The sequence below is a fragment of the Metabacillus sediminilitoris genome, from assembly GCF_009720625.1.
Lineage (GTDB): Bacteria > Bacillota > Bacilli > Bacillales > Bacillaceae > Metabacillus > Metabacillus sediminilitoris.
Genome location: NZ_CP046266.1, coordinates 1995513 through 2008503 on the forward strand (window position 1 = coordinate 1995513; position 12991 = coordinate 2008503).

The window sequence follows — 12991 nt, forward strand, 5'->3', positions numbered from 1 at the left end:
TTCATACGCGTCTTATGCCTGTCGGGCCTGAACAAGGCGCTTGTGCTTTTCTTAAATAGCTTATACACCTATTCACAGTTGCTTGTGGAGCAGTAAGAATAGGAACAGAGGTCTGAACCTGATGGGCAATATGATCCATGCTGTACTGAGAAAGGATTATTACATCCACTATTCCGTCCATTTGCTGTATCATGTTTCGTACTCTTTCGTCATGTTCATCGTTCCTCCCTTTAAAAAGAAGATGGATAATTCCTGGATCTACTAGAGATTCAATGTTACAATCCGGTTTTTTTTCTCTTAAATAACTCATTAAGGCAACTGGTGTTTCTTTAACTGTGGAAATTAGGCCAATTCGTTCATAGGCAAGTGCTTCATCTAACATGGCTTCATCTGATCGAAAAAGTTTAACTGCATGCATTGGCTGCAAAATCGATGTGATGTTATTAAAGGCTGAACAAGTCAATTGAATGCAATTTGCTTCAGATTCAGCAGCAAGGTTTACCAATGCCGAAAATCTGCGAATAATTTCCGGGGTTAAGCCCCCGGACCTTTCCATCATGGAAAGCAAATTTGTATCCATAAAATGCAACAGTTCAATTTCAGGGGCTGCTTTCTGAAAAGCTTTTTCAATAGGCTTTAAGGCTGTGGTCGTTGCATGGATCAAGGCTACTTTCAAAATTTTTCATCCTCTTTCATTCTTATTTTGTTCATTATTATTATAATATTGGGAATGATGCAGATTATCTCTTTTATCGTGAAATCGTAAAAGCCTCTGGTAGCCGCTATTTAATGGAGTTTATGAAAAATCTTGATGAGCTTAATCGTGGAGGATTGGCCTTTTCTTTGAGGAAAAATATAGGACTCCCATGGAGAAGAGAACAGGTGTATAAAGAACATTTACAAGTTTTTAACTTTATTCAGCAGAAGTCTCCCACTTTTATAAGTGGTGGGATGAATGCAATAAAAGCCATACAATTTTAGTTTGGGTTCAAACTCCACTGAATAAAGTTAAAGCCTCCGGCGGATGCCTCAGATTTTTTAAAGGAAGTTTTTCGAGCAAGCTCGAAAAAAATCTTGGCGTAAATACGCCAAGGCGCATTTGATTGGAATTTAAAAAAGAGATGCCGTTTCAGCTGCTCATGCAATTAAGCAGCATATTACTAACGCAAGATTAAAACTAGGAGATACGAGAACGTTACAATAGGATATTAGATATTTTTTCAAAGGGAGGTTGGGTCTTGATACATGCAGAAATAGAAAAAGAAATACGCCAAGTGATCAATAATAAACGTCGAGTACTTACAAATGAAGCGGATCTTGCCAGTTATTCATATGATGCCTCTTTCGGCGTTTTTCCCCCGGATGTTGTTGTACAGCCAACTTCTACGAATGAAGTGGTTGGAATTGTCAAAGTGGCCAATAAACATAAAACCCCGATTTATCCAAGGGGAAAGGGAACAAGCTTAAGCGGGGGACCACTACCTGTTCATGGAGGAATTGTTCTTGATTTTTCTAAATGGACAGATACTTTAATTATCGAACCAGATGATTTAGTCGCCATTGTTTCCCCAGGAGTTATAACGGCAGATATTAATAAAATGGCCAATAAATTTGGTCTTATGTATCCTCCTGATCCGAGCAGCTCTCATGTTTCAACGATTGGTGGAAATTTATCGGAAAACGCCGGTGGCCCGCGTGGACTTAAATATGGGGTTACGAAAGATTATGTGCTCGGCCTTGAAGTTGTTACTGCTGACGGTGAAGTAATCCAAACTGGGGGAAGAACTGTAAAAAATGTAACAGGATATGACTTAACAAAATTAATTGTTGGATCTGAAGGGACCTTAGGGATTATAACAAAAGCGATTTTACAGCTAATCCCTAAACCACAGTCTACAGGAACTTTAATGGTCCTTTTTGATGATCTATTCATTGCCGGAAAAGCCATTTCTAGCATCCTGACAGGTGGCATTTTACCATCTAAATTAGAAATTATGGATCAAGCATCTGTTGTCGCTGTAGAGCAATTTGATCCATTAGGGTTACCTACCGATATAGAAGCACTTTTATTAATAGAATTGGACGGACATCCTGCTGCCATAGAGGCAGAAGCCAAAAGGGTGAAGGAAATTTGCTTAGAAATTGGCGCTATTAAAGTGAAAACAGCAGAAACAAAGGAAGAAGAAGCCGAACTTTGGAAGGCGAGAAAACTAGTTTCTCCAGCGATAGTCCGAAAAAAGCCAACGAAAATTTCAGAAGATGCTACTGTTCCGCGCAGTAGGATTCCAGAAATGTTTCAACGCTTAAAGGAAATAAGAGATAAGTATAACATCGATTTAGTTGTATTTGGCCATGCTGGAGATGGGAATTTACATCCCAATATAATAGCGGATAAACGTAATATCGAAGAAATGAAGCGAGTTGAAAAAGCAGTCGAGGAGATTTTTAAAGCCGCATTGGAAATGGGTGGCACTTTATCAGGAGAGCATGGAATTGGAATGATGAAGACCCCTTTTATGGAGATGGAGCTTGGTACAACCGGTTTATACATGATGAAACGGATTAAAGAAGCCTGGGATCCTCATAACCTCTTAAATCCCGGGAAAATGTTTCCTGATCCTGGACAAAGGTTTGCATTAACAAATGAGTAAAAGCTATCGATTAGCCTATGAAGAAACGTTTGCATGTGTCCAATGCGGCTATTGTTTGCCAAAATGCCCAACCTACGAGACGACAGGTGTGGAAACCCAGTCACCACGGGGGCGAATTAATTTAGTGAAGTTATTAGCAGAAGAAAAAATTTCGATAGATTCTGCAGCTTCTTCCATTGAATTATGTTTAGGCTGTAGAGCCTGTGAAACAGCTTGTCCGACCAATGTTCAATACGGGACAATTTTACAATCTGCCAAGGAATTAATCACAAAAGAGATGCCTTCTTCTAAAATGGAATTGCTACTCCTTGAAAAAGGATTACCAAATAAAAAGTGGCAAAAAGCTGCTGGAAGAGGGTTAGAAATAGCACAAAAAACAGGAATGGTATCTTTAGCGAGAAAAGCAGGCATCATGAGGGTATTTCCAGAAAGTATTCAGGCAATGGAATCAATTGCACCCATGATAAAGATGCCGAAAAAAAAAGAAAGAAAATACAGAGTATTACCTCCAATTGGGAAGAAGACCTATACTGTTGGATTTTTTGTTGGCTGTATTATGGATATGATGTTCTCAAAAATCAATGATGACAGTATGAAATTGCTACAGCTCGCTGGCTATGAAGTCACCTTAATTGAAGAACAAACATGCTGTGGAGCTCTTTTACATCATAGCGGGAAAAAAAGAGAGACAATTGCACTAGCCAAAAAAAATATTGCAGTTTTTGAAAAATATGATTTTGATTTTATTATCAATAGTATCGGTGGCTGTGGTGCGATGTTAGTGGAGTATCCTGAATTGTTTGACGAACACTCAGAATGGCATTCTCGAGCAGAAAAATTTGCCTTGCGGTGTAAAGATATTAGCGTTTTATTAGCTGAGAGTTCATTGCCATTTACCAAAGAAATTCGAAAAGTCGTAGCATACCAACCTTCGTGTCATTTACGGCATGTTCAAAAAGTCATTGATGAGCCCCACCAATTAATAAAGAAGATTCCGGGAATTGATTATCGTACTTTTGAAAAACAGGACATGTGCTGCGGATCTGCAGGAATTTACAATGTTGTCCACTACAATGAAGCAATGGAAGTGTTGGATCAAAAGATGACTCATATTGAAAAAGTGGAGCCAGATATCATCGTCACAAGTAATCCAGGATGCCATTTACAGATGAAATTAGGTGTTGAGCGCGAAGGGAAAACAGAAAAAATAAAAGTTGTTCATATTGTTGAGCTTCTAGCCGAAGCCTGTGAGATATACTAGTTCATAAACAACGACAATCAAGGCTATGCTTTGACAAAAGGGAAACGGGTCAAAAGTGCTACTTCCATTAGTGTTCCAATTATTGCTAATCGGCAATATTACTAGGTGCGTTGTCTATAACATTTCGTTACATTCGTCACGATGAGTATGATATCGAACATCTTATCTTGCTTTTACAACAAGCTGCTCAGAGTATCTCGTGAATGTAAACTCGGATTGTCTTATTCAAGAGGAATGGGCTGAACGATTGGGTTAGGACAAAAACTAATTAAAAGAAATATTAACTCAAATGGAAGAGTTTCAATTATGTGACGAAACCAATCAACGATATATTCAGTTAAATGCTGCGTTTCATGCAACGCTTTCGACAGGGAGTTCATGTTATAAAAAAAATATTCTATTAAACTATACGAAAAAGAAGGTGTTTAGATTTGGAGCTAAATTTACATAATAAAGTTGCACTTGTAATAGCCTCCAGTCAAGGTCTAGGGAAAGCAATAGCAATGCAACTAGTAAAAGAAGGAGCAAATGTTATGCTAACTAGCCGAGATGCTGAAAAGTTAGCTATTGTTCAAAAAGAATTAGAGACCTTAAATAAAGGAAGAGTTTCCTATTGCCCAGCTGATATTACAAAAGTAGAAGACATTAAATCGTTAGTCCGCAAAACTAATGATGTGTTCGGTAAAATTGATATATTAATTAATAATGCTGGTGGACCTCCTGTAGGATCATTTGAATCATTTTCTGATAAAGACTGGCAAAATGCATTTGAGCTAAATTTGTTGAGTTATATTAGAATAATCCGTGGGGTTCTTCCAGATTTGAAAGAGGCAGGTGGACGAATTGTTAATATTGCTTCTTCTTCTGTTAAACAACCTATACCTGGACTTATTCTTTCGAATACATTTCGATTAGGTATTGTAGGACTGGCTAAAACATTGGCAGAAGAACTGGCTCCATATAACATATTAGTTAATACAGTTAGCCCAGGAAGAATTGCAACAGAGCGTGTTGCACACCTTGATAAAATGAATGCCGAGAGATTAGGCGTTTCTAAAGAGCAAATTAAAGAAAGAACCCAAAATACAATTCCCTTAAAACGGTATGGAACTCCAGAGGAATTTGCTAATGTAATAGTATTTTTAGTTTCTGATGCAAGTACTTATGTAACTGGCAGTTCAATTTTAGTTGACGGAGGAATGATTAAATCAATTTAACTTTATTCAGCAGAAGTCCCCCACTACTATAAGTGGTGGGATGAATGCGATAAAAGCCCTACAATTCAGTCGGGGTTCAAACTTCGACTGAATAAAGTTAAAGCCTCCGGCGGATGCCACAGATTTTTTAAAGGAAGTTAATTAGTGGGCAATTGATTACTTAATAAACAATCCATTTCGAAAACTTCAAAAAGAAAAATAATCTTCGGCGGACTATTGTGTTCGCTTTTTTTCATCTTCTATATAGAAAAAACTACCTTTCAATTATTCAACAAAAAAATCACAAATAAAACTATATTTTTCACAAAAAGTCCCAAAGTTATCACAATTCAAAATAGAAAGATATTTTATACAATAGAATCAACACCATGTGAAAGCGCTTAAATGAGACGTAATCCTAAATGAAAAAAAGAGGAGGTGTGTTGAAACAGTTTAACGATAATGAGAAAGCTATTAGTAATTTAATCTTAATGAAACAAAATGAAGGGGAGGATTGAAACATTGGGTAGTTTATCGAAACGCTTAAGAAAAATAGTAATGGCGTCACTAGTGACTACTGTAGCAGCAACAACCATTGCAAGCGGGGCATTAGCTGCTCCACCAGAACATTCAAATGCTGGTGGTAAGAAGGCTCCATCAGTTGAGGCTCATGTTAAGCCAATCATTAAAGTTGGTCAACGCAAGTTCAAGGATCTCAATAACAACGGCAAGCTTGACCGTTACGAGGACTGGCGCTTGTCTACAGAGGAGCGTGTAGCTGACCTCCTGCCGCGGATGAGCATGGAGGAAAAGGCAGGGATGATGCAAATCACGTCTCTTGGAGCAAACGCTGATGTGGTGAAGGACTACGTTAATAACCGACACATTCGATATATGATTATTCGCGACAACCCAACAGCTCAAGATTTAGCAAAGCGTGCGAACAGTTACCAGGAGATCGCAGAGGCTTCACCACTAGGTATCCCGATTGTTTTTACTTCTAACCCGCGTAACCATATCAATGAGCAAAACCAATTTGGTATCAGTGAGGCTTCTGGTCAATTCTCGACATGGCCAGGTACTTTAGGGCTTGCGGCAACACGTGATCTTGAGCTAATCCGTGATTTCGCTGAAATTGCTCAGGATGAATGGCGCTCAGCAGGAATCCAGAAAAATTACGGCTACCAAATTGAAACAGTGACTGAGCCACGCTGGCGACGTATTTCTGGTACCTTTGGTGAGGACCCTACGTTAAATGCCGAGATTGCCCGTGAGGTAACACTAGGCTTCCAAGGAAATAAGCTAAGTAGCCAGTCTGTTGCACAAACGGTGAAACATTTTCCTGGTGATGGTGCGGTCTTAAACGGTCTTGATCCACACAATGAGCAAGGCCAGTGGGCCATCTATCCGACTGAGGGAAGCTTATATAAATACCATCTCCCACCGTTCCAAGCTGCGATTGACGCTGGGACAAGCTCAATTATGTCATATTATAATGTCCCTAAAAATGATATGAGTGCAGTCCAGCTTCCGAAGGAGCTTTGGTACTCTGAGACTCAGCAATTCGAAGAAGTAGCAGCTGCTTATAATAAGAAAATCATAACCGACTTGCTTCGTGGTGAAATGGGCTTCAAGGGCTACGTGAACAGTGATAGCGGTGTGCTGACTAACCGTGACTGGGGTGTACAAGATCTAACGATCGAGGAGAAATTCGCAAAAGCGATTGATGCTGGAACGAATATTTTCTCAGACAACAACGATCCAAGCGGGTTGATATCTGCGATAAATAAAGGCCTAGTTAAAGAAGAGGAACTTGATCCATCAGTGTCGCAGCTTCTTACTGAGATTTTCAATCTTGGACTGTTCGAGGATCCGTATACTGACCCGACAGAGGCGCAAAAAATCGCTGACTCGGATGAATCTCAGGCACGTGCTGACGAGGCTCACCTGAAATCAGTGACACTTCTGCGTAACGACGAAAATATGCTGCCACTGACTGATGAAAAAATTGCAACGACTAAGCTTTACGTTGAAGTATTCGCTGGTAATAACAGTGCTATACGTACATCTTCGCTGAAGGAACTTATTAAAAAAGAAGATCCGTCAGTGACAATTGTCAACACGCTTGAAGAGGCAAATGCCGCTCTCGTTATGCTGCGTCCAAGTCCATTTGAAAACCCAGTCAACCTTGATGCACCTGTTGACATCAAGCTAGGTACACTGACTGGTATTGACGTTGACAGAGTGAAGGAGATTGAAAACACTGTTCCAACAGCTCTCGTCATCAATATGAACAATCCGTGGGTTATTGATGAGGTCGAGCCTCATGCTGCAGCAGTTGTAGCAACCTACAATGTGAAGGGTGAAGCACTGTTAGACGTGCTACGTGGTCGCTTTAACCCAACGGGTAAACTGCCAATCACAATCCCTGCGAACCAAGAAGCCGTTGATAAAAACGCTTCAGATGTTCCAGGCTATGCTGAATCGTTCGACTACACCTACAGAAATAAAGCTGGTGACGATTACTCATTCGGCTTCGGTTTAAGCTACGACAAGTAGGTAGTTAGGTTTTCCTAATAAGTTAACTCGAATATTTGAAAGGGGGCTGTCCAATAGGGCAGCTCTTTTTGTTCTCGAGAATTCCTTTCAAAGATTAAATTAGTAAATAACTGTTACAGCTGGTACAAGTTGATCTAAAGCGATCATTTCGATTTGATCTCGTTGGTTTAAATTGTGTTTTGAAAGCATGGTCATCACCTCAAGAATTAAGTTACTTCCAAATAAAAAAGAGTGTAGGCAAACTCGAATTTCATCGAGTTTGTCTACACTCTGAAATCCCCACAATATGTGGGGATTTACCAAGTATAAGCACCTTCACATGTATTAGCCTGTGGCTCATAATAACAATGCTGTTTATATTGTCCTGCAATTGGTTGGTTGTACCAGGTTGGGGGCATGGAGCATACGGGTTAAAATACCAAAGAGCATACTTTGAAGGATGTTCTCTCCAATAGTCTAACGTTTGTTTGGCTAATCTTTTTTCTTCGCTTCTTGCTCTTTGATAAAAAACATTACCTTTTTGTACGGCTTCAAAAGAAAAATTTCCTCCCTGTACTTGAAAAATCACGTGAGGTATTGTTTTTAGTGATTCCGACAAGAGCTATTATCTGATGATCATTTCCACCTAAACACGAGCGGATATAAACTCATGGCAAAGCGGATCTTAGAGAACATGGAAGAAGTTAGTGTCGAACAAGAGGTCATTAATAAGGATGTAGAATAAAGATCTCTTATTATTTTTGAAAAGGAATCCGATTTACTGCTTTGTAATAGATTGGTGTTTCAAACATTTTTTAGACGAAAAATAACCCAGCCTTGAGCATAGCACGGAGATAGGGTGGATTATTTGCCAACATCGCTGATCCCTTGAAGTGAATCTAGCTATTGTGTGACTGTTTGGTGTTCTACCACCGAACAGTCTTTTTTAGTTTATGCTTTTTCTACTATCTGAATAATTCTTGATTATTGCTCAGACTCAGACATAAATCGAATATTGTTTCTTACCAATATATTTTTCTCATCTTTACTCAAGTTTTTATCTGTTATGATATAGTCTATATCATGATTACTTAAACTTTGTCTCATATAACGGTGATTAAACTTCTCTGAAGTAATAATTAAAGCTACTTCTTTGGATTGCTTACGAAAAGCCTGCTTGATATAAGCCTCTCCTTCTGTGGTTTCCGTAGCCCCTAGGGTAAAATCATATCCTCTACAAGAAACGAAAGTGATATCTGCATAATAAGTAGTTATATCATGCAGAGCTTTTGAACCATTTATAGTGAATCTTTTCGGAACGATAGAGCCGCCAACAATATTAACCCGTGCAGTTGTGTACTCTGATAAAAGGCTTGCGGTAATTAATCCGTTCGTAATGATCTGTAGTCCGTCATATTTTGTTAAAACATCTACTAAATGTAAAGCCGTACTACTGGAATCTATGAAAATGACCATATCATCTTTTAATAGTTTCTGAGCAATCTTAGCTAGCATTACCATCTTTTTATCATTATTAAATCTATTTATTTTCATTAGATATGGAATATCAATTTTTCCCTTATCAATGATCATCGCACCGCCGCGAGTTCTGCGAATTAATTCTTTGTTCTCTAAATCAACAAGGTCTCTTTTGATTGTTGCTTCACTATAACGTAACATCTCAACTAAATCTAACGTTTTTACAAACCCTTCTGATTGTAGGTAGTTTATGATTTTATTTTGCCTTACTTGTCTAGCGTTAGTAACCACAATATCACCTCATTTTGCTACAATACTTTCTAAGTTAACTAGAGATTGATCACTTCGCTTACAATTTTTCCAGTACGGTAGATGAAAAGAATGAACAAAGCATGAGCACCTTTCATGTGCCCATGCTGTTTTTTTAATTATATAACTCTGCTTTTCCTACAGTATTTAATACTTGTAATTTATGTCTTACTACTTCTTTTACTTTTTCATTTGGTATAGGAAAAATCTCGCCTGGTTCATACATAGTTGGGTTTTCTAATAATATTTTTCGAATTTCATTAAAGAACACACTTTTTAGGTCCGATGATAAGTTTACTTTTCCAATGCCATATTTTACTGATTCGCTTACTTCATGATCCGGATTTCCTGATCCGCCATGAAGTACAAATGGAATATCAATTTTATCGTTTAATTCTTTTAATAATTCCATATTCAACTTTGGAGTGAAATCTTTTGGATATAAGCCATGAGCCGTTCCGATAGCGATAGCTAAGGTATCAATTCCTGTCTGTTCAACAAAGTCGATTGCCTGTTCAGGATCGGTATAAATAATTTGGTCTGAACCGCCTTCATAAGAACCATTGTTTCCTATTGTTCCTAACTCAGCTTCAACAGAAACATTTACTTCATGTGCTAGTTCCACAATCTTCTTTGTGATTTCCACATTTTTCTCATAACTTTCTAAGGAGGCATCAATCATGACGGAAGTATATCCATTTCTGATGGCACGCATCACATCATAAATGGAACCTCCATGATCCAAGTGAATAACTACTGGAACAGCGCTTCTTAAGGCGAATTCTCGAACGCTTGCAACAAATTCGTCTTTAAGATAGGCAATTTCGTCGGGATGAATTTCGAATATAACTGGTGCGTTTTGTTCTTCTACTTCTTCCATGATTGCTTTCAACATGTCATAACTACAAATATTAAAGGCAGGAACAGCAAACTTATTTTCTTTTGCTACTTTCAGCAAATCTTTCATATTATATAACATTCGTACGATCCCCATTTCTTTGAAGTGATTCAGTTGAATATTCATCCTTATTAGAGACAACTTCTTTTTTTAATAGTCCAACCATTACTGCCGTTACAATCGTTCCTGCAACGATGGCTAATAGATAGATAGGAACATTATTAATCACATTAGGAATAAACATGACCCAAATACCGCCATGTGGTGCCATTGATGTAATTCCTGCTCCCATTGATATAGATGCAGTTACTGCTGAACCCACCATTAAGCTTGGAATGACTCGGATTGGATCTGCTACAGCGAATGGAATAGCACCTTCAGTGATATAAGAGGAACCTAAAACCCAACATGATTTACCTGAAGTCTTTTCTTCTTTTGTAAATTTGTTTTTAAAGAGTATTGTTGCCAGTGCTAGCCCTAAAGGTGGAACCATACCAGCAGCCATACAAGCCGCAATCGGGGCATTTACACCAGCAGACATTAATCCTATGGAGAAAGTTGAAATGGATTTATTGATAGGACCACCCATATCAGCTGCCATCATGATTCCGATTAATAATCCAAATATAATGCCGCTTGTTTCACCTAAACCGTTTAAGAAACCTGTCAAAAGGTTCAAAAGAGCTGTGACTGGGGCTTCTACCAAAAATATCATGATGAAACCTGTTAAAGAAATAGCTAGTAATGGAACAACAATTAATTGATAGATGGGAGCAATAGATGCCTTGATATTTACTTTATTAGCAAACAAATTCGTAATGTATCCCGCTAAAAGACCACCAATCATCCCGCCTAGAAATCCAGAACCACCAGCGGCAGCTAAAGTACCTGCAACAAAGCCAGTTGCCAGTCCTGCTCTCCCTGCAATCGATATACTAATACCTGCTGCTAGGGCAGGTACCATTAAAGCAAAGGCTGTATCTCCACCGATCTTGCTTAATGCTCCAGCTAGCGCATTATAACTTTCACTTTCAGGATTCGAAGCATCAATTCCAAAAGCAAAACTAATAGCGATTAAAATTCCGCCCGCAATGACAAATGGAAGCATGTAATTGACACCGTTCATAAAATGATTGTATAAGTTCTTCATTATACCTTGGTTATTAGTCGTATGTGTATCACTTGTTATTTTACTTGTATAGGTTCCGATTTCATTTATTGCTTCGTCAATGATAGTATCTGCATCTCTTATTGCCTTTGCAGTAGAAACCTTTTTAATTTTTTTACCACTAAACCGGCTCATATCAACTTCTTTATCTATTGCTAATATCACAACATCTGCTTCTTCAATCTCTTGTGTGGTCAAGATATTTTCACTTCTAGCTCCTTGAGTTTCAATCTTTATTTCATACCCTTTGGCTTCAGCCGTCTTTTGTAATTTCTCGGCTGCCATATACGTGTGAGCAATTCCAGTGGGACATGATGTAATTCCAACAATTTTCACCTAAAAACCTCCTTATAAATTGGTTGAAACCACAATACATTGACCAAGTGTGATAAGGTTTTTTCACAAGAGTAAAGGAGTAATCATTCTAAGTAATATTAGACACCGAGTATTGTTAGTTGCACTTAGCGGGAGTTTGAACAATTGTTGAATATTCCGAAAACTTCGTGTGTGTTTCGGGTGGAATCTTTATTATTCAATAGATAATTAGTTTAATTTCATTACCATGTCATAAGTAAGTTAAAGCAATGGCAATGATTTCAATTAAGCTAGTCTGATAGAATGGTCATAACTTCTTCTTGTGTCTTTGCTTGTTTTAACTTGTTTCTAAAATCTTCATTCATTAATTTTCTTGATAACGAACTCAAAATGTCTAAATGAAGATCATTTGAATCGGAAGGAATAGCTAGCAAAAAACTACATTGAACCTTCGTATCATCTAAAGCAATATAATCTGAGATCTCATTCGTATGGGCAAAAGCGATTGTAGGTTTCACTACACATTTACTTTTAGCATGAGGGATACCAAAACCATCTTCTATACCTGTAGAAACAACCTTTTCCCTTTTTTCTAAATCCACGATTAATTTCTTTTTGTTTTTGATACACCCATTTTTTTCAAGTAATTCAGCCATCGTTCTAAATAAATCTTTTTTTGAATGAATGGTTTCATCAAATAGAATATTTTTGGGCTGCAACAGTGAAGAAATATCCATATTTACCCTCCATTTCATATTTTTAGAAAGCGCTTTCTTATGAATTGAGAATAGCACCGTGAGCGAAATACGTCAAACCTTTGAACGGTTTTTTATTATTAAACTATAAATAAACGTTTTGGCTCAAAAATATGAACGATTTAGATCAATTGTGAAGGAAGACTCGGAGGACAAGTTAACCATCTCAATAGTAAGTTAGCCTAAGTCTGCAATCTATATATTACACGCACCTTTTATATAAAAATTAGTACTTAACAAGTATCAACCATGACATCTGCTAATGACTATTTTAACCATTGGCAAGGGTGGAAGAGGTCGCTAAATCAATTACCATATCAAACAAATAATCTAGTAATCCCAGGAAAGGGCTAGTTAAGATGCAAGTCATAACCTTTTCTAAATTTCCATTAATAGTTTAATGAAAATATTTTTCAAAAAG

General features: G+C 37.8%; 9 protein-coding genes and 1 pseudogene. 4 read left to right on the forward strand and 6 right to left on the reverse strand.

Features of this window, described 5'->3' with window-relative positions; genetic code table 11:
- Position 1: 1 nt before the first annotated feature.
- Positions 2 to 676: a hypothetical protein gene (locus tag GMB29_RS09550; protein WP_136356516.1), complete on the reverse strand. Its 675-nt coding sequence runs from the start codon at positions 674 to 676 to the stop codon at positions 2 to 4.
- Between the two features lie 565 nt (positions 677 to 1241).
- Here GMB29_RS09550 and GMB29_RS09560 point away from each other — a divergent pair.
- The 4 genes from GMB29_RS09560 to GMB29_RS09575 all read left to right on the forward strand — a co-directional run bounded on the left by GMB29_RS09560 (position 1242) and on the right by GMB29_RS09575 (position 7667).
- A complete protein-coding gene (locus GMB29_RS09560; RefSeq protein ID WP_406600342.1) occupies positions 1242 to 2651 on the forward strand; it encodes an FAD-binding oxidoreductase in 1410 nt (469 codons plus the stop codon).
- Entirely contained in the window at positions 2644 to 3912 is a 1269-nt protein-coding gene (locus tag GMB29_RS09565) for a (Fe-S)-binding protein (protein WP_136356511.1), read from the forward strand. Before GMB29_RS09560 ends, GMB29_RS09565 begins: the two co-directional genes overlap by 8 nt.
- Before the next feature lie 431 nt (positions 3913 to 4343).
- Positions 4344 to 5129 carry an SDR family oxidoreductase gene (locus GMB29_RS09570; protein WP_136356509.1) on the forward strand — a complete coding sequence of 262 codons (786 nt, stop codon included), beginning with the start codon at positions 4344 to 4346 and terminating at the stop codon, positions 5127 to 5129.
- A gap of 501 nt (positions 5130 to 5630) precedes the next feature.
- On the forward strand, positions 5631 to 7667 hold the full coding sequence (locus GMB29_RS09575) for a glycoside hydrolase family 3 protein (protein WP_211091267.1): 2037 nt from the start codon (positions 5631 to 5633) through the stop codon (positions 7665 to 7667).
- A gap of 296 nt (positions 7668 to 7963) precedes the next feature.
- Here the strand turns inward: GMB29_RS09575 and GMB29_RS09580 are convergent.
- The 5 genes and pseudogenes from GMB29_RS09580 to GMB29_RS09600 form a co-directional block, all read right to left on the reverse strand.
- Positions 7964 to 8247 (reverse strand): annotated as a pseudogene (locus GMB29_RS09580) (cell wall hydrolase); the annotation flags it as partial.
- Between the two features lie 383 nt (positions 8248 to 8630).
- Positions 8631 to 9416: a DeoR/GlpR family DNA-binding transcription regulator gene (locus GMB29_RS09585; RefSeq protein ID WP_136356507.1), complete on the reverse strand. Its 786-nt coding sequence runs from the start codon at positions 9414 to 9416 to the stop codon at positions 8631 to 8633.
- 133 nt (positions 9417 to 9549) lie between these two features.
- Positions 9550 to 10413, reverse strand: coding sequence for a ketose-bisphosphate aldolase (locus tag GMB29_RS09590; protein WP_136356505.1), 864 nt, complete (start codon positions 10411 to 10413; stop codon positions 9550 to 9552).
- Positions 10403 to 11836: a PTS fructose transporter subunit IIC gene (locus tag GMB29_RS09595; protein ID WP_136356503.1), complete on the reverse strand. Its 1434-nt coding sequence runs from the start codon at positions 11834 to 11836 to the stop codon at positions 10403 to 10405. Before GMB29_RS09595 ends, GMB29_RS09590 begins: the two co-directional genes overlap by 11 nt.
- 269 nt (positions 11837 to 12105) lie before the next feature.
- Entirely contained in the window at positions 12106 to 12552 is a 447-nt protein-coding gene (locus GMB29_RS09600) for a PTS sugar transporter subunit IIA (RefSeq protein ID WP_136356502.1), read from the reverse strand.
- Positions 12553 to 12991: the final 439 nt, after the last annotated feature.

Coding starts and splice junctions, on each gene's coding strand:
- GMB29_RS09565 (WP_136356511.1), top strand. CDS start 2,644: ATGAGTAAAAGCTATCGATTAGCCTATGAAGAAACGTTTGCATGTGTC.
- GMB29_RS09590 (WP_136356505.1), bottom strand. CDS start 10,413: ATGTTATATAATATGAAAGATTTGCTGAAAGTAGCAAAAGAAAATAAG.
- GMB29_RS09600 (WP_136356502.1), bottom strand. CDS start 12,552: ATGGATATTTCTTCACTGTTGCAGCCCAAAAATATTCTATTTGATGAA.